This is a genomic window from Limnobacter sp. 130 (genome assembly GCF_902506325.1).
Lineage (GTDB): Bacteria > Pseudomonadota > Gammaproteobacteria > Burkholderiales > Burkholderiaceae_B > Limnobacter.
In genome coordinates, this window is sequence record NZ_LR732328.1 from 654,608 (window position 1) to 672,091 (window position 17,484).

Sequence of the window (17,484 nt, forward strand, 5' to 3'; positions counted from 1 at the left end):
TCTAATCCTTGTTGCGTGCCCCTTAGAAGTGATTACAATGAAGTTATGAGTTCGCAAAACAGTCCAACAACAGTCGTAGAGTCGCAGGCGCAAAAAGCGAAGCTGCCCCCGATGTATCAAGTCGTGCTCTTGAACGATGACTACACCCCCATGGAGTTCGTCGTGATTGTTTTGCAGAAGTTTTTTGGAAAGGGAAGGGAACAGGCCACCCAGATCATGCTGAAAGTGCATCGAGAAGGCAAAGGGGTCTGTGGGGTATATCCCAAGGACATCGCCTCGACAAAAGTCGAAATGGTATGCGGTTTCGCAAAGCAGCATCAACACCCGCTGCAGTGCGTGATGGAGGAAACATGATTGCGCAAGAATTGGAAGTAAGTTTGCACATGGCATTTGTTGACGCACGTCAGCAAAAGCATGAATTCATCACAGTAGAGCACCTGTTATTGGCCTTGCTGGACAATCCGTCCGCAGCAGAGGTGCTTCGTTCCTGCTCCGCTGATGTTGAGGAAATTCGCAAGAACCTGCAAAACTTCATCAAGGACAACACCCCTGTGGTGACAGGTCAGGATGAAGTGGACACCCAGCCAACACTTGGGTTCCAGCGCGTTATTCAGCGTGCCATCATGCATGTTCAAAGCACCTCGAATGGCAAGAAGGAAGTGACCGGCGCCAACGTACTGGTTGCAATTTTCGGTGAAAAGGATTCCCACGCCGTGTACTACTTGCACCAGCAAGGCATTACGCGTTTGGATGTGGTGAATTACATTTCCCATGGCATTACCAAAACACCACAGACACCCGCACCGAAGCCCGAAAATGCTCAAAACGAGAATCCGGAACAGGAAGCGGAGACTGCGCAAACCGTGGGTGACAAGCAGTCGCCTTTGGATCAGTACACGCAGAATCTGAATGCCTTGGCCAAGGAAGGAAAAATTGATCCCCTGATTGGTCGTGAGCAGGAAGTTGAGCGCGTCATTCAGGTGCTGTGTCGCCGCCGCAAGAACAACCCGCTGTTGGTGGGCGAAGCTGGTGTGGGTAAAACCGCGATTGCTGAAGGCCTGGCATGGAGAATCGTGCAGGGTGATGTACCCGAGATCTTGAGCAGTGCCCAAGTGCATTCGCTGGACATGGGAGCACTGCTGGCGGGTACCAAATACCGCGGTGATTTTGAACAGCGCTTGAAAGCAGTATTGAAGCAGCTCAAAGCCAATCCGGATTCGGTGTTGTTCATCGATGAAATTCACACTTTGATCGGCGCAGGCTCGGCTTCGGGCGGCACGCTGGACGCATCTAACCTGCTAAAGCCTGCTTTGTCGTCAGGTCAGTTGAAGTGCATCGGTGCGACCACCTTCACCGAGTACCGTGGCATTTTCGAGAAAGACCACGCGCTGTCACGCCGCTTCCAGAAAATTGATGTGTCTGAGCCCACCGTGGAGCAAACCATTGAAATTCTGCGTGGCCTGAAAAGTCGCTTTGAAGACCACCATGGCGTGAAGTACTCCAGCGCTGCGATTTCTGCCGCTGCAGAATTGTCTGCCAAATTCATCAACGATCGCCATTTGCCCGACAAGGCCATTGACGTGATCGATGAAGCCGGTGCGGCTCAACGTATTTTGCCGAAAAGCAAACAACGTAAAACAATTACCAAAGGCGACATTGAGGATATCGTGTCGAAAATCGCCCGCATTCCGCCTCAGTCGGTCAACACCGACGACCGGAACAAGCTGGCCACGCTTGATCGCGACCTGAAAGCCACTGTGTTTGGTCAGGATCCAGCCATTGATGCGCTGGCCAACGCGATCAAAATGTCGCGTGCCGGTTTGGGCAAGGCCGACAAGCCAATTGGTTCATTCCTGTTCAGCGGCCCCACAGGTGTGGGCAAAACCGAGGTGGCCAAGCAGTTGGCATTTGTCCTTGGTATCGAGATGCTGCGTTTTGACATGTCGGAATACATGGAACGCCACGCCGTATCACGCCTGATTGGTGCGCCTCCCGGTTATGTTGGTTTTGATCAGGGCGGTTTGCTGACCGAGGCCATTACCAAGAAGCCACATTGCGTGTTGCTGCTTGATGAAATCGAAAAGGCCCACCCGGACGTGTTCAACATTCTGCTTCAGGTGATGGACAACGGCACGCTGACCGACAACAACGGCCGCAAAGCCGACTTCCGTAACGTGATCATTATCATGACCACCAATGCGGGGGCGGAGGCTTTGACCAAGCGCGGTATTGGCTTCATGGAATCGAAGGTGCAGGGCGACGAGATGGAAGACATCAAGCGCATGTTCAGCCCGGAATTCCGAAATCGTCTTGATTCAGTGATTTCCTTCCGTGCGCTCGATGAAGAAATTATTCTTCGTGTGGTCGACAAGTTCTTGATGGAGCTTGAAGAACAATTGCACCAGAAGAAAGTGGACGCTGTATTCACCGATGAGTTGCGCACACACCTGGCCAAAAAGGGTTTCGACCCGTTGATGGGTGCTCGCCCAATGCAGCGCTTGATCCAGGACACCATTCGAAAAGCTTTGGCCGACGAACTGTTGTTTGGCAAGTTAGTGAACGGTGGCAAGGTGACTGTGGACCACGATGAAGAAAACGACCAAGTGTCGCTGACTTTTGACGAAGGCTCATCGGGCCAAGAGTCTGAAAGTGGCACCGAAGTGGCGGTGGACTAACACACACCTAAACAGCTGACCCAACAGCATGCCTGAGTGCCCTTGTGGGGGTCTACTCAGGCATTTTCTTTTGCGGCTGCGTGTTTGTAGGTGCTAACTGCTCACCTTCCCCAGGCAACTGCGATTTCTTCCCTTGTTTTTGGCTTGGTACAGTGCCTGATCAGCTTCAGCCATTGTGCGGTCAATGCTGTCCAGGTGCGCAATATTGCAAATACCGGCTGAAAACCCGACCGTGCAATTCCCGTTCAAGCGGATTCTATCGACAATTCTTTGTGTGTCGTCGGCAGTGCAGTTGGGTAGCAGCACTGCGAATTCCTCGCCTCCAACGCGGGCAATCAGGTCGACAGGTCTGAAATTGCTTCTCAATGTTTCAGCAAATTCGCGAAGCCGTATATCTCCGGCTTCGTGACCAAAGGTGTCGTTGTATTGCTTGAAGTAATCGATATCGATAATGGTCACGCTGCCTTGCAGTTGATTTTCCCTTTGCATTTTTCGCAGGTATGCGCTGCTAAGGTCTTGCCAGCCCCTGCGATTGAGCAGACCTGTGAGTGGATCGGTGCGAGCCTGGTTGCTGAGGTGAAGCAGTTCAATTGCGAAACGCTTGCGCAATTTTGATTGGCGCCACAGTGTCAGGCTGACAAAACTCACGGAATGAAGCAATACGATGAGTGTCAGTATCAAGTTGTTGCGTTGTAATTGATTGACCTTGTCGTCGGCTACCTTGGCATCGTTTTTCAAGGTGGCATTGAATACCCCAAGCTCAATTAACCAAAGCTCGATGCGTTTGGGGTCGGGTCGGCCAAGCCGGGCAAGTTGCTGGTCCATAACGATCAGGTGTTCTCGAAGGCTGGAAGCTGACACCGTCAAGCCGCTGTGGGGGTTAATGGCCTCGATCACTGCCAATCTGGCGGCAAGTTGATTCAGTAATTCCTGGGGCGAACTATATCCACGTGTTTCCAGGCCAAGTTTTGTTTCATAGGTGTGCTGATTGCCAAGATGATGCAAGGCAGTGCTTTGTACGATCAGATCCTGCAATGAAATTTCAAGAAGTCTTCTTTGGGCCAGTTCACCTTGAATTTGATGCGCCTGGCTGTAATTGAACAAGGCAACTGCGGCCAGAATGGCGCAGAGTATCAACCAAAAATAGCGGATGGTTTTTTCTGAACAGGGGCGCAGGTGTTTGATTGCATGAACCCACCATGTGCGGCCTGTGGTTGCGCTTGGTCCGCTGCCCCCTGAGTCCATTGTTTTCCTAATGATTCACAATGACACTCAGTGGCAAAACTTTGTGGGTAGGTTCCCTAGCGTGTTCCGGTACTGCCGAATCCACCTTCTCCGCGTTCGCTGGGCGTAAAGTCGCTGACCACTTTGAAGTCAGCATGTGCAACTGGCAGTATGACCAGTTGGGCAATTCGTTCCATGGGTTCAATGGTCACTGGCACCAGGCTGCGGTTCCAGGCCGAGACCATGAGCGGACCCTGGTAGTCGGAATCGATCAGACCCACGAGGTTACCGAGTACCAAACCTTTTTTATGTCCTAAACCGGAACGAGGCAGAATGGTGGCGCAGTAATTGGGGTCGCCAATGTACATGGAAAGCCCTGTGGGCACGAGTTCGGCCTGCCCTGGTTGTAAGGTTAGTGCTTCGCCCAGGCAGGCACGCAGGTCGATACCCGCGCTGCCAGGTGTGCCGTAGGCGGGCAGTTGATCTTGCATGCGTGGGTCGAGAACTTTCAGTTCAACTTGAATTTTCATGGAGTGTGTAGGTTCAGGAATATTTGGAAATGAAGGTCAATAGGGTTTGTGCAGCTTCAAGCTTGTTCATGCTACCCAAGTGTTCAGGCTTGAGTTTCTTGCTGTAAATAGTCAGCTCGGTGTGATCCGCGCCCAAGGCATGTTGCGCCAGATTGCCGACAATGAATTGCGCTTTTTTGCTGTCCAGCTTGCGACTTGCGTATTCATCGAGATTTTCTGTCTCGGCGGCAAAGCCGACCACTGTCAGCGGCTTTTTGCTTGTACCGGCGAACGCACCCACTTCTGCAAGTATGTCCGGGTTCAGTTCGAATTCCATGTGCAAGCCAGCGGGCTGATCATTCTGTTTTTTCTGCTTGTGCGTGCTTGGATTTTTAACACCATAATCGGCCACTGCCGCTACACCAACAAACAGGTCGCTTTGCTCAATTTGGCTGAACACAGCGGCATGCATCTGTTTGGCCGATTGAACAGACAACATGCGCACGCCATAGGGTGCGGGCAGGGCGGTGGGGCCGCTTACCAAATTGACTTCAGCACCCATGAACCAGGCAGACTGTGCAAGGGCGTATCCCATTTTTCCGCTAGAGCGATTGGTGATGCCGCGCACCGGGTCGATGGCTTCGAATGTGGGTCCAGCAGTTAACAACACTTTTTTGCCTGCCAGTGGTTTGGGGTTGACTGCACGGGCCAGCTCAAGCACCACTTCAAAGGGTTCCAGCATGCGGCCGCTACCCACCTCGCCGCAGGCTTGTTCGCCCGCTGCAGGACCAAATACATGCACGCCATCACGTTTTAACTGGTTTACATTGCGCTGGGTGGCTGGGTTGTTCCACATTTCCACGTTCATGGCAGGCGCAATGGCCATTGGGCAGTTGCGGGCCAATACCAGGTTATCCAGCAGATTGTCGGCAAAGCCGTGTGCGTATTTGGCCATGGAATTGGCAGTGCAGGGTGCGATCAACAAGAAATCGGCATTGCGGCTGATGTCGATGTGCGGCATGCCACGGTCGGCGCTCAGTTGATCGTTGTGTTCTAACGGCCATTGCGACACGTGTACTGTTTTACCAGAGAGCGCCTGAAAGGTGAGTGGGGCAATAAACCGGGTTGCCGATTCAGTCATGACCACTTGAACTGAGCAGCCTTGTTTGACAAGCAGGCGAACCAGCTCAGCAGACTTGTAGGCCGCAATGCCGCCACACACGCCCAACACCACACGCAGTTGGTTTAAACCGGGAAGCTGTGGCAATTCGATTGGGCGCATGGGCTGAAAACCTTATTCGCTTTTTTCGGGTTTGGCGGCTTTGTGTTCTTTGTTAAAGAACAGCTCATCAATGATCAAGCCGATTGCACCTATGGTAATTGCAATGTCGGCCACGTTGAACGCAGGCCAGTGGTAATTGCCGACATAAAAATCGAGAAAGTCGATGACCGCACCGTGTGCAACACGGTCAATCAAATTGCCGATCGCTCCGCCCAAAATACAGGCCAGGCAGAACATCGCGAATTTGCGATGGCTGGAGGAGCGCATCATGAACAGAATGACGATGGACGCGATGACTGCCACAGCCGATAGAAAGTGCTTTTGCCAGCCCGCCTGGTCAGCCAGAAAGCTGAATGCAGCACCCGGATTAAGCACGTAGACCAAATTGAAAAAACTTGTGATTTCAACTACGGCGCCCAAATCAAGGCGTGATTGAACCCAAAGTTTACTGATTTGATCGATCAAAATAAGCAGCAATGAAAAGCCGATCCAGGGAAGAATGGATTTTTTGGGTGGTTTCAAAGCAGTGGTTGCCCTGGCTGGTTTTCTTGGCATGGGTTTAGACATGGTTGCGCACCTCGCCTTCACCAAACAGGTTGCTTACACAGCGGCCACAGATGCCAGGGTGTTCGGGGTCGGTACCCGTGTCGGGTCGCACATGCCAGCAACGCTCGCACTTTTCACCTTCGGCAATACCCACTTCAATTTTCTCCTCAGCGGCTTGAACAATTTCAATTTTGGAAACAATGAACAGGAATTTCAGGTCATCGCCCAGGCTTGCTGCAGCTTTGTAAAGGTTGGCTGGCAAATGAAGCGTTGCGGTGCCCTGCAGGGACGAACCAATTTTGCCATCGGTGCGCAGGTTTTCCAGTTCTTTGACCACACGCGCACGCAGTGCCAGCAATTCGGCCCATTTGGTACCAAGTTCATCAGCGTTGTCCACGCCGGGTACTTTGTAAAACTCATTGCAGAAAATGGATGGCTCCACATTACCCATCACTTCACGAGCCTCTTCGGCTGTGAAGCTGAGAATAGGCGCCATGAGGCGTAGTAGCGAATGTGTAATGTGATACAGCGCGGTTTGCGCGCTGCGACGTGCCTTGGAATTCCCGCCAGTGGTGTACAGGCGGTCTTTCAACACGTCCAGGTAAAACGCGCCCAAATCCTCGGAACAGAAAATTTGAAGCTTGCTGACAATGGGGTGGAACTCGTACTTCGTGTAATGCGCTTCGCATTCGCTTTGCAATTTCGCGAGCAGCGTGAGTGCGTATTGATCCACTTCGGCCAGTTCTTCGGTGGGAACTGCTTCAGTGGCGAAGTCGAAATCAGAAATATTGGCCAACAAAAAACGCAGGGTGTTGCGAATGCGTCGATAGCTTTCAACCACCCGTTTCAAAATTTCATCTGAAATAGTCAGTTCGCCAGAGTAATCAGTGCTGGCCACCCACAGGCGCAAAATTTCAGCGCCCATTTTGTCGGACACCTGTTGGGGCGCAATCACATTGCCCACCGATTTGCTCATTTTGCGACCCTGGCCATCGACCACAAAACCGTGGGTGAGCAGGGCTTTGTAAGGTGGTACGCCGTTGATCATGCAACTGGTCAGCAGTGAAGAATGGAACCAGCCACGGTGTTGGTCGGAGCCTTCAAGGTACAGGTCGGCGGGAAAGTGACTTTCATCGGCATGGCTGCCACGCAACACCGTTTCGTGCGTTGTGCCCGAGTCGAACCACACATCCAGTGTGTCGGGGTTCTTGATGTAGTCCTTTGCTTGCTCACCGATCAAGTCTTCAACAGACAGGTGTTGCCAGGCTTCAATGCCTTGTTTCTCAATGAGTTGGGCAATGGTCTCGATCAGCTCGGGTGTGCGTGGGTGTAATTCACCGGTTTCGCGATGCACCAGAAAAGCCATGGGTACACCCCACTGGCGTTGACGCGAGAGGGTCCAATCGGGCCGGTTGGCAATCATGGCATGCAGGCGAGCTTTGCCCCAGGCCGGGAAAAATTCGGTGGCTTCAACGCCCGCAAGTGCTTTTTCCCGCAGGCTGCCGCTGCCATCATTGGAATGCACGTCCATGCCGGCAAACCATTGCGAAGTGGCTCGATAAATGATGGGGGTTTTGTGACGCCAGCAATGCATGTAGCTGTGGCCGAACTTCACCTGTTTGATGAGCGATCCCACTTCGATCATTTTCTCGACGATCAGCGGGTTGGCTTTCCAGATGTGCAGCCCACCAAAGAAGGGCAGGGAGTCAGCGTACACACCATTGCCCATGACTGGGTTGATGATGTCGGCGTCTTTCAGACCATAAGCTTTGCTGGTCAAGAAGTCGTCTACGCCATAGGCGGGCGAGCAATGCACAATGCCGGTACCTGCATCGGTGCTCACATAGTCAGCCAAATACACCGGGCTTAGGCGATCGTAGAAGGGATGATGAAAAGCAACGCCTTCAAGCTTGGCACCTGAAGCGGTGGCAATCTCAGAACCTTCCAGTTCATAGCTTTCAAGGCAGGGCTTCACACGTTCTTGCGCCAGCAACAAATACTTGCTACCCACATCCACCAGGCTGTACACCAATTCCGGGTGCATGTTCAGCGCCTGGTTGGCAGGCAGGGTCCAGGGGGTTGTGGTCCAGATCACTAACTGCCCAGGTTTGGCTTGCAGGGTGGCCAGTGGCACATTGAAAGCGGCTGCAAGTTTGTCGAGGTTCTCTGCGTTGAAAGCGAACCCCACATCGACTGCGATGTCCTGTTTGTCTTTGTATTCCACCTCGGCTTCAGCCAGGGCAGAGCCGCAATCGAAACACCAGTTCACAGGTTTCAGGCCGCGGAACACGTAACCTTTTTCCATGATCTTGCCCAGGGCGCGAAGTTCATCCGCCTCGTTGCCAAAATTCATGGTTTTGTAAGGGTTCTCCCAGTCGGCCAGGACGCCCAGGCGAATGAAGTCCTTTTTCTGCCGTTCAATTTGCTCAGTGGCGTAGGCGCGGCTTTTCTCTTGTACTTCCAGTGTGGGCTTGCCTTTGCCGTGGGTTTTTTCGATTTGAATTTCAATCGGCATACCGTGGCAGTCCCAGCCCGGTACGTAACGTGCGTCGTAACCGGCCAGGCAACGGCATTTCACGATGATGTCTTTCAGGATTTTATTGACAGCGTGGCCAATGTGAATATCGCCGTTGGCATAGGGTGGGCCATCGTGCAGTACAAACTTTGGCTTGCCAGCCTTGGACTGGCGAATCACCTTGTACAGGTCTTCCTTGCACCATTGTTCAACCCAGTTCGGTTCCCTTGCCGGCAGGTTGCCGCGCATGGGGAAGGGGGTGTCGGGCAGGTTCAGTGTGTTCTTGTAATCCATGTCGGGTTAACAGCCTGTATTTGAAATCTGGGGTTGGTTGGCGGCCAGCAAAGTCATGGCTTGTGTCGTGTCTTTGTGCATTTGCTCAACCATCGTATCGAGTGAATCGAAGTGTTGCTCTGGGCGAATGTGCGCCAACACCTCGAGGCGCAGCAACTTGCCGTAGGCATTGCCTTGCCAGTCTGGAATGAATGTTTCCAGCAAAATTTGATCGGATTGTTCAACAGTGGGGCGCACTCCCATGCTGGCTACGGCGGGCAGTGGGTGTTCTTCCAGACCATGCACCCACACCGCCAAAATACCGGTAAGGGCACTGGCCCGCCCTGCAATACGCAGGTTCATGGTGGGAAAGCCCAGCGTACGCCCCAGTTTTTTGCCGTGAACAATGTGCCCGGAGTAAACCAGAGGGTGCCCGAGCATGTGTGTGGCTTTTGCGATGTCTCCAGCCTTCAGGGCTTCGCGAATATTGGAGCTGGAAACACGGCTGCCATTGTTTTGAACTTCGGCAAGGTCGTTGACTGTGAAGCCCAGGGAGTCGCCCAAGCCTTTCAGCATGGTGAAATCGCCCGCCCGCTTGGCACCAAACCGGAAGTCGTCGCCGACCCAAACCTGTTTGGCATTCAATTGCTTCAGCAGCACTTCCTGAACAAAGGCCTCGGGGCTTAAGCTGGCCATGTGTTTGTCGAAGGGCAAAATGCACACTTGTTCAATACCACAACGCTTCATTTCAATGATTCGGTCTCGAAGTGTTGAAATGCGGTCAAGTTTGAAAGCCGGATTGAAAAATTCTTTCGGGTGCGGGTGCAAAGTCACCACGGTGGGCACCAAACCTTGCGCGTGTGCGGCGGACACCACACGGCGGAACAACTCGGCATGGCCGGAGTGAACGCCGTCGAAGTTTCCAATGGTGAGCGCAGTGCCCTTGGCAAATGTGTGTGGCCGGGGGCGGCGAATGATTTTCATACCGAGTGTGTCGGCTCTTTAGTGGTTGCAAAACAACCGGTCATTATAAGGCCTGAATGGTGAAAAATAGGGCTTTTTCGCCCGCACAGTGATAAACTCGCGCCATGCAAAATTCCACACCTTCCGTCGTCATTTTGATCTCGGGGCGAGGTTCAAACTTGAATGCCCTGATCGATCACGCCAAACAGACCGGGGCCTACCAAATTCGAGCAGTCATTTCCAACCGCCCAGCCGCGGCTGGCTTGGCTTTGGCGCAATCGGCGGGGCTCGACACGGCCGTTCTTGATCACACCGAATACGAAAGCCGAGAAGTCTTTGATGCAGCATTGGCTGGTTTGATCGATCAGTATCAGCCGGACTGGGTGGTGTTGGCAGGGTTCATGCGGGTGTTAACAGCAGGTTTTGTGAATCGTTATTTGGGGCGCTTGGTCAACATTCATCCTTCGTTGCTTCCCGCGTTCCCTGGCCTGAAAACTCACCAGCAAGCATTGGACGCAGGTGTACGGGTCCATGGTGTCACAGTTCATTTGGTCACACCTGAACTCGATCACGGCCCCATTGTGGACCAAGCACTGTTGCAGGTGATGCCCGAAGACACGGCAGAAAGCCTGGCGACTCGCGTATTGGCACTGGAGCATCAAATTTACCCCCGTGCACTGGCAGCTTTGGCCAGCGGGCAAATTAAAATGGTGGACGGGAAACTGCATGGCACTTTGGCCACAGCCCTGGTCCACGCAATTCAATAATCAGGAAATACAAGTATATGGTCGGCTCCACTAAAAACACCCCATTTCGAAAGCCAGTTAAACGGCGCGAAACCAAGGTAGAGCGCCAGGGCGCCCAATCGCGTTATGGCCTGGTTAGCACCGTGGCCCAGTTGATTGATTTGCTGGCCCAGTTCGAAGGCCCGGCAGACGCGGCAATCTCCCGGTTTTTCAAAGACCATCCCGAGCTGGGTGGGCGAGATCGCCCCATGGTGGCGGAGGCTGTGTACTGCTGGTTGCGCTATCGCTACAGAATTAACCACTTGGCACAGTCGGGCGAGGGTCCTTCTGTGGTTCGCCAAGCCAAGCTGGCCTTGTTGTGGTCGGGCGCGCCTGAGCAAATCTGGTCGGCCGGCAAGCAAGCCGACAATGAGTGGCTAAGCCGAGTCATCAATATTTCAGCCGATGACCTGGGTGTTGAAGCCCGCACCTGTTTGCCTGAGTGGTTTTACACCAAGCTGGCTGAGCAATTCGGGCAGGACAGGGCGGAGTCGTTCTCGCAGGCAGTGTTGAGTGCTGCTCCACTGGATTTGCGCGTGAATACTGTGAAGGCCAGCACCACCGATTTGCTGGCGGCATTGACCAATATGGGTATTCAAGTGAACCCGATTGAAGGTTTGCCGGAAGGTTTGCGCGCTGTGGGCAAGCCTATCGTGGGCAAAACGGAAGTGTTCCAAGAGGGTTATTTCGAGGTGCAAGACGCTGGCAGCCAGTGGGTTAGCCGCCTTGTGGCCCCGCGCCGCGGCGATTTGGTGGTTGATTTTTGCGCAGGTGCTGGCGGTAAAACCCTGGCCATTGGTGCGCAAATGAAAAATACTGGCCGTATTGTTGCGCTGGATACTTCAGAGAAGCGTTTGGTGAAGTTCAAGCCCCGCGCGGCACGCTCTGGATTGAGCAACTTTTACACCATGGTCATCAACGACGAAGCTGACCCGCGACTGAACAAGTATTTTGGCAAGGCAGACCGTGTGGTCACCGATGTGCCTTGCAGCGGCATGGGAACCTTACGGCGTAACCCGGATCTTAAGTTTAGACAGAACTTGCAGAGTCTGGCAGAATTGACCGCGAAGCAAAAATCCATCATCGAGCATGCAGCCAAATTGGTAAAGCCCGATGGTCGGCTTGTTTACATCACATGCAGTGTACTTCGCGATGAGAACGAAGACATTGTCAATGCGTTCCTGGAAAGTCATCCGGAATTCCGGCTTCGCCGCTGGACTGAAGTGTTGAACCCTGGAGAACGGCCTGTCAAGGCGAACACGACTGACGACATGCTTCGATTGTGGCCAGAGGATGGAGAATCTGACGGCTTCTTTGCAGCAGTGTTACAACGGTCCAAAGCCTGAACTGAATATAAATTCCAAATCTGTTCCGACTTTAAAAGTACACTTGTACACTGAAAATATGATGCGGCTCCTTCAGAAGCAAATTGAGATGGCCGTAACCTTTGAAATACGACCTGTTGAGAGTTAGTGAATATGATTGAATTTTTGACCTCGGGTATTACCGGTGCCAGCATTGGCCAAATGGTGATTTACACCCTGATCGTGACCCACATCACCATTGTGGCGGTAACCGTGTACCTGCATCGTTGCCAGGCCCACCGTGCCTTGGAAGTGCACCCAGCTCTGGCGCATTTTTTCCGCGCCTGGTTGTGGTTGACCACCGGCATGAGCACCCGCGCATGGGCGGCCATTCACCGCAAGCACCACGCCAAGTGCGAAACACCCGATGACCCCCACAGCCCGCAAACCCGTGGCTTGAAAACTGTATTCTGGCGCGGTGCCGAGCTATACCGTAGTGAATCCAAGAACACTGAAACCCTGGCCAAATACAGCCACGGTACACCGAGCGACTTTTTGGAGTTTCAGGTGTACGAGCGTTTCCCGTGGCAAGGCGTGGGCTTTACCTTGGTGCTCAGTTTTATCCTGTTTGGTTTTCCTGGTGTAAGTATTTGGGCGATTCAAATGTTGTGGATCCCTGTGCTGGCCGCTGGCGTTATCAACGGCATTGGTCACTATTGGGGTTACCGCAATTTCGATTGCCCTGACGCAAGCCGCAATATTTCACCCTTCGGTATCCTGATCGGTGGTGAAGAGTTGCACAACAACCACCACACGCACGCCACTTCAGCCAAGTTGAGCAACAAGTGGTACGAGTTCGACATTGGCTGGATGTACATCAAGATTTTCAGCTTCCTTGGCCTGGCCAAGGTGAAAAAAGTGGCTGAGTCACCCAAGTTTTCTTCTGAAAGCAAGCCGGTGCTTAGTTTGGTCACTGTTCAGGCAGTTGTGAATCACCGCTACGATGTGATGGCGCGTTATGCCAGTTCCATGCGCAAGGCTTTCCGTTCGGAAGTGGCTGCATTGAAGCAAAAAGCAGCCAATGCACAAGAGCGTAAGGTGTTGTCCAAGGGCACCAAGCTGTTGTCGATCGACGAGAGCAAGCTGTGCGATGTGCAGCGTGCCGAATTGGCCCAGCTGTGCGCTCAATCCAAGATGATCAACACTTTGGTTGAAATGCGCGCAGAGCTTCGCCAGATTTGGGAGAAAACCAACTTGAGCCGTGAGCAAATGTTGGTTCAGTTGCAAGCCTGGTGTGAGCGTGCTGAGCAAAGCGGTATTCGCTGGCTGGAAGACATGTCGATCCGGATTCGTCGCTACGCAGCGTAATTTGGAAGTTGTTTGATTTGTGAAAGCCGCTGGTGAGAATCAGCGGCTTTTTTGTTTTGGCATCAGCGCTGTGATCGTTTTGGGTGCTACATCATCTTGCCTATGCAAGGCTTCTTTACCGGTTCAATGATTCTGGCTTGGGGCATGCGAAACGCCAAAGCGTCTTCGCATCGATTGCTTGCGCAATCGCCCCGCGCTGCGAATCAACCGGGAAGCCTTTCAAATCCGGCAAGTCGATGCAGCACCCAAACCTTCCGCGCAGGATGCCAACTTGCGCCGGAGAAAAACGGTGATGTGCGCTGCGCCGAAGCCGCAAGCAATTGCGAAGTTCGCTTTGCCGTCATTCCGCCTTAAAGAAAGTCTGCCCGTTTGAATTCATGCGTCAAGTTCGGCTGCAGGCCGACACCGAGGTTCGGCCATCTGTTTTGCCGAACTCGGTGAGTCAGTGTGAATTTCAAAAAGGGAAATACAGACTTTCAGGCGGAGGAGGGCATGCGACTTTGCAAATGCCTCAAACGATCTTGCAGGGGCGGAAGTTGGCAACAAAAAACCCGCTCTGAATTTCAGTAGCGGGTTTCTGTAGAAACAGCGAAGTAGGTTGAGTTACTTCAACTTGGTTTCTTTGTATGACACATGCTTACGAACCACTGGATCGTATTTCATGATTTCAATTTTCTCGGGCTTCGTGCGCTTGTTCTTGGTCGTTGTATAGAAGTGACCAGTACCAGCGGAAGATTCGAGTTTGATTTTTTCGCGACCACCTTTAGCCATGATTTACTCCTGCTTAGATTTCGCCACGTGCACGAAGATCGGCCAGAACGGCATCAATGCCGTTTTTGTCGATAGTGCGCAGGGCGTTATTAGTTAGACGCAGGCGAACCCAGCGGTTTTCGCTTTCAACCCAGAACTTGCGTGACTGCAAGTTAGGCAGGAAACGACGTTTTGTTTTGTTGTTGGCATGGGAAACTTTGTTTCCAACCATCGGGCGCTTACCCGTTACTTGACATACGCGAGCCATGATGACCCCAAAAAATTCAGCAAATTAGTGTATCTGCAAAACCACACGGCATAAATTGAAAAGCCATGGATTTGCGGCGAAGTCCAAGATTGTAACCAATTACGATTGCTTTGCCCAGCCTTTTTTGCGGAAAAAATCAAAAAGGTGGACGATTGTTGAGTCTGTAGGAATACCCACAGGTGGGACCGACAACCAAATGGTCCACCAAGTCTATATCAACAAGGGCCAAAGCGGCGGAAAGCTCGCGTGTCAGGCGATCATCCGAGTTGCTCGGCGTACAGCAGTCGCTGGGGTGATTGTGGGCGATCATGAGACGCGGCGCATTGGTTTGTATGGCGAATTTAAGAACTTCACGCGGAAAAACAGCTGTTTTGTTGACAGTACCACTCGACAGTATTTTGTGGTCAAGCACTTTGAGTTGGCTGTCCAGGGCAATGACCAAAAAGTTTTCAACGTCGCTTAGGCCGATTTGAGCCCGCACAAATTGTTCAAACTGGTCTGGTGTGCCCAGCGAGTTGGGTGTCTCGCGCAATTCATGATTCAGGCAGCGTTTCGCCATTTCAAGGCAGGCACGAAGTTGCGCATATTTGGCTTCGCCAAGGCCGCGAATTTGAACCCATTCTGCCAGCGAAACGCGATTCAGGTTTTGTAAGCCACCGAACTGCGTGATCATTTCGCGAGCCAGATCGACGGCGCTTTTACCTGGCAGGCCGGTGCGCAAAAAAATTGCCAGAAGTTCCGCGTCGGAGAGAGCCTGTGCCCCTTGTTTGATAAGCCGCTCGCGAGGACGATCGTGTTTGGGCCAGCTTTGAATACTCATCGGGAATTGAACCTGAAAGCCATTGAGTGGCTTTCAGGAAGGGCAAGTTCACACTGTGCGACTGAATTTTAATTCAGGATTTTCCCAAGGCGTGAAGCAACGAAGGTTGCACGATCTCGATCCAGTAGCCATCTGGGTCTTTGATGAATGCGACATTTTTCATCTTGCCTTGATCAGGGCGCTTCACATAGTTGACCTCGTTCTCGTCAAACCAGCGCACTGCTGCTGCCAGATCGGGGACCGAAAAACAAATGTGTCCAAATCCTTGTGGTTGCTGATTCCCATCGTGATATTTGAACTCGGGGTCGTTCTCGGTGCCCCAGTTGTGAGTTAACTCCAGAATGCCTCGCTGGCTGAATGTCCAGGCTGTTCGCTGGCCTTCTTCTTCGGGCACTTCGTCTTGCTCATCGATTCGGGCTAAAAAATAAAGGGAAAACTTCATTTCCGGGAAATCGAGTTTTCGAAGCACTCGCATGCCCAAGACCCGGGTGTAAAAATCAAGCGAAACCGCGGGGTCTTTCACACGCAACATGCTGTGGTTCAAAACGAAACCTTGGGTGGCATCGGGTACTTTTGCACACGCCCCAGGGTGGTTCTCTGTGTTAAATGCCATGGCGTTTAAACTCCTTTGTTCGTTCTTCAATGCATTTTTAAATTCGGATATTTAAGTTTTACCTTCATGTTATTACCACAATGTGAGGACGAACTCGAACCATTCGCGCCAGTCTATGACTGCTTGAGCGCTTTCAAAGGCGTAGAATAGAGGCGTTTTTGAAATGATTTCAGGATGTTGAAATGACTGATGCAGTACAGCCCAAGCCCGTGGTGAATGAATCTTCATTCGTGACCTTGCATTACCGTATTCGCCTGGCTGAGAGCCAGCAGGTAATTGTGTCCACTTTTGAGGACAAACCCGCGACCTTGAGCATTGGCGCTGGCCAGTTGGCCGAGGGGTTGGAGCGTTGCCTGTTTGGCATGCAGGCAGGTCAACGTGACATATTTACCTTGCCTGCTGGCAGCGGTTATGGCGACACCAATCCCGATTTGTATCGCCCGGTGAGCAAAGCCTTGTTGTCCAAGTACGCAGAGGAAGGGACAAAGTTTGAGCCGGGCGAATTTGTGCATTTTCCTGCCCCCGATGGTGGCCAGTTTGCAGGCACGGTGGTGGAGGAGCGTGAAGACGATATTTTGTTTGACTTTAACCACCCCCTGGCCGGCAAGGCGCTGACATTCGAAGTGCAGTTGATCGGGGTGCTGTGAGGTGAGTATGGAAATTAGCCTGGCCCAACCACGTGGTTTTTGCGCGGGTGTTGACCGCGCCATTGAAATTGTGGAACGCGCGCTGCAGCAGTTTGGCTCGCCGATTTATGTGAAGCATGAAATTGTTCACAACAAAACTGTGGTCGAGGATTTGCGTGGCAAGGGTGCAATTTTTGTCGATGAACTTGAAGATGTCCCCACAGGTTCCACCGTGGTGTTTTCTGCCCATGGCGTGTCGCAAGACGTGCGCAGCCAGGCTGAAAGCCTGGGATTGAAGGTGTTTGATGCCACTTGCCCGCTGGTCACCAAGGTGCATGTGGAAGTGAGCAAAATGCGTGCTCAGGGTTGTGAAATCATCATGATTGGTCACGAGGGCCACCCTGAGGTGGAAGGCACCATGGGGCAGGTCAACGACGGTATTTACCTGGTTGAAACCGAAGAGGACGTCGCCCGGCTTGCCATTGCTGCAGGCACACCGCTGGCGTTTGTGACCCAAACCACATTGAGTGTGGACGATGCGTCCAAAGTAATCGCAGCGCTGAAAGCCAAATTTCCAGACATTCGGGAGCCCAAAAAAGCCGATATTTGTTATGCAACCCAAAACCGGCAGGATGCGGTGAAGTTCATGGCGCGCCAGGTGCAGTTGGTGTTGGTGGTGGGTAGCCCCAGCAGCTCGAATTCCAACCGTTTGCGTGAAGTGGCCGAGAAGTTGGGTGTGCCTGCCAAGTTGATTGAAAACGCAGACAGCCTTGAGCAAACCTGGTTCGAGGGTGTAAAGCACATTGGTTTGACTGCGGGTGCTTCTGCGCCCGAGCACCTGGTTCAAGGTGTGGTGAAGCGCCTGAAGGAGTGGGGCGCTTTGTCAGTGCGCAATCTGGAAGGCGTGGAAGAAAATATTGCTTTCCCCATGCCGAAAGGTTTGAATCCGCGGGTTTGAACCCC

General features: G+C 52.6%; 17 protein-coding genes. 7 read left to right on the forward strand and 10 right to left on the reverse strand.

Going from position 1 to position 17,484, the window contains the following annotated elements:
* Window positions 1-45: 45 nt before the first annotated feature.
* On the forward strand, window positions 46-354 hold the full coding sequence (gene clpS / locus FRIGORI9N_RS03190; protein ID WP_159568443.1) for an ATP-dependent Clp protease adapter ClpS: 309 nt from the start codon (window positions 46-48) through the stop codon (window positions 352-354).
* Entirely contained in the window at window positions 351-2,675 is a 2,325-nt protein-coding gene (gene clpA / locus FRIGORI9N_RS03195) for an ATP-dependent Clp protease ATP-binding subunit ClpA (protein WP_159568444.1), read from the forward strand. Before clpS ends, clpA begins: the two co-directional genes overlap by 4 nt.
* Before the next feature lie 93 nt (window positions 2,676-2,768).
* Here clpA and FRIGORI9N_RS03200 read toward each other — a convergent pair whose 3' ends face one another.
* The 6 genes from FRIGORI9N_RS03200 to FRIGORI9N_RS03225 are packed head-to-tail and all read right to left on the reverse strand — an operon-like array spanning window position 2,769 to window position 10,008.
* Window positions 2,769-3,920 (reverse strand): diguanylate cyclase, encoded by a 1,152-nt coding sequence (locus FRIGORI9N_RS03200; protein WP_159568445.1) that lies wholly within the window; start codon window positions 3,918-3,920, stop codon window positions 2,769-2,771.
* A gap of 56 nt (window positions 3,921-3,976) precedes the next feature.
* Window positions 3,977-4,429, reverse strand: coding sequence for a dUTP diphosphatase (gene dut / locus FRIGORI9N_RS03205; RefSeq protein WP_371717146.1), 453 nt, complete (start codon window positions 4,427-4,429; stop codon window positions 3,977-3,979).
* 13 nt (window positions 4,430-4,442) lie between these two features.
* Window positions 4,443-5,690, reverse strand: a complete 1,248-nt coding sequence (coaBC, locus tag FRIGORI9N_RS03210) for a bifunctional phosphopantothenoylcysteine decarboxylase/phosphopantothenate--cysteine ligase CoaBC (RefSeq protein ID WP_159568446.1) — start codon at window positions 5,688-5,690, stop codon at window positions 4,443-4,445.
* Between the two features lie 12 nt (window positions 5,691-5,702).
* Window positions 5,703-6,245 carry a signal peptidase II gene (lspA, locus tag FRIGORI9N_RS03215; protein ID WP_159569595.1) on the reverse strand — a complete coding sequence of 181 codons (543 nt, stop codon included), beginning with the start codon at window positions 6,243-6,245 and terminating at the stop codon, window positions 5,703-5,705.
* A 4-nt stretch (window positions 6,246-6,249) separates the two neighbouring features.
* Window positions 6,250-9,045, reverse strand: a complete 2,796-nt coding sequence (ileS, locus tag FRIGORI9N_RS03220; RefSeq protein WP_159568447.1) for an isoleucine--tRNA ligase — start codon at window positions 9,043-9,045, stop codon at window positions 6,250-6,252.
* Between the two features lie 6 nt (window positions 9,046-9,051).
* Window positions 9,052-10,008 (reverse strand): bifunctional riboflavin kinase/FAD synthetase, encoded by a 957-nt coding sequence (locus FRIGORI9N_RS03225; RefSeq protein ID WP_159568448.1) that lies wholly within the window; start codon window positions 10,006-10,008, stop codon window positions 9,052-9,054.
* 104 nt (window positions 10,009-10,112) lie between these two features.
* On the opposite strand from FRIGORI9N_RS03225, the gene purN reads away from it, so the two are divergent.
* The 3 genes from purN (at window position 10,113) to FRIGORI9N_RS03240 (ending at window position 13,444) form a co-directional block, all read left to right on the forward strand.
* Complete coding sequence (gene purN, locus FRIGORI9N_RS03230) at window positions 10,113-10,754, forward strand: phosphoribosylglycinamide formyltransferase (RefSeq protein ID WP_159568449.1); 642 nt, start codon at window positions 10,113-10,115, stop codon at window positions 10,752-10,754.
* Window positions 10,755-10,771: 17 nt separating this feature from the next.
* Window positions 10,772-12,118 (forward strand): RsmB/NOP family class I SAM-dependent RNA methyltransferase, encoded by a 1,347-nt coding sequence (locus tag FRIGORI9N_RS03235; protein ID WP_159568450.1) that lies wholly within the window; start codon window positions 10,772-10,774, stop codon window positions 12,116-12,118.
* Window positions 12,119-12,250: 132 nt separating this feature from the next.
* Window positions 12,251-13,444 carry a fatty acid desaturase gene (locus tag FRIGORI9N_RS03240; RefSeq protein ID WP_159568451.1) on the forward strand — a complete coding sequence of 398 codons (1,194 nt, stop codon included), beginning with the start codon at window positions 12,251-12,253 and terminating at the stop codon, window positions 13,442-13,444.
* 603 nt (window positions 13,445-14,047) lie between these two features.
* Here the strand turns inward: FRIGORI9N_RS03240 and rpmG are convergent.
* From rpmG to gloA, 4 genes are all read right to left on the reverse strand, one after another.
* A complete protein-coding gene (gene rpmG / locus FRIGORI9N_RS03245; RefSeq protein ID WP_008253405.1) occupies window positions 14,048-14,215 on the reverse strand; it encodes a 50S ribosomal protein L33 in 168 nt (55 codons plus the stop codon).
* 13 nt (window positions 14,216-14,228) lie between these two features.
* The gene (gene rpmB, locus FRIGORI9N_RS03250) at window positions 14,229-14,462 is read right to left on the reverse strand and encodes a 50S ribosomal protein L28 (protein ID WP_008253404.1); all 234 of its coding nucleotides are present in this window, start codon (window positions 14,460-14,462) and stop codon (window positions 14,229-14,231) included.
* Between the two features lie 136 nt (window positions 14,463-14,598).
* Window positions 14,599-15,282 (reverse strand): DNA repair protein RadC, encoded by a 684-nt coding sequence (gene radC, locus FRIGORI9N_RS03255; RefSeq protein WP_159568452.1) that lies wholly within the window; start codon window positions 15,280-15,282, stop codon window positions 14,599-14,601.
* 73 nt (window positions 15,283-15,355) lie between these two features.
* Window positions 15,356-15,895 carry a lactoylglutathione lyase gene (gene gloA, locus FRIGORI9N_RS03260; RefSeq protein WP_159568453.1) on the reverse strand — a complete coding sequence of 180 codons (540 nt, stop codon included), beginning with the start codon at window positions 15,893-15,895 and terminating at the stop codon, window positions 15,356-15,358.
* Window positions 15,896-16,077: 182 nt separating this feature from the next.
* Between gloA and FRIGORI9N_RS03265 the strand changes: the two genes are divergently transcribed.
* Together FRIGORI9N_RS03265 and ispH are read left to right on the forward strand one after the other, a co-directional pair.
* On the forward strand, window positions 16,078-16,542 hold the full coding sequence (locus FRIGORI9N_RS03265) for a peptidylprolyl isomerase (RefSeq protein ID WP_159568454.1): 465 nt from the start codon (window positions 16,078-16,080) through the stop codon (window positions 16,540-16,542).
* Between the two features lie 7 nt (window positions 16,543-16,549).
* Complete coding sequence (gene ispH / locus FRIGORI9N_RS03270) at window positions 16,550-17,479, forward strand: 4-hydroxy-3-methylbut-2-enyl diphosphate reductase (RefSeq protein ID WP_159568455.1); 930 nt, start codon at window positions 16,550-16,552, stop codon at window positions 17,477-17,479.
* Window positions 17,480-17,484: the final 5 nt, after the last annotated feature.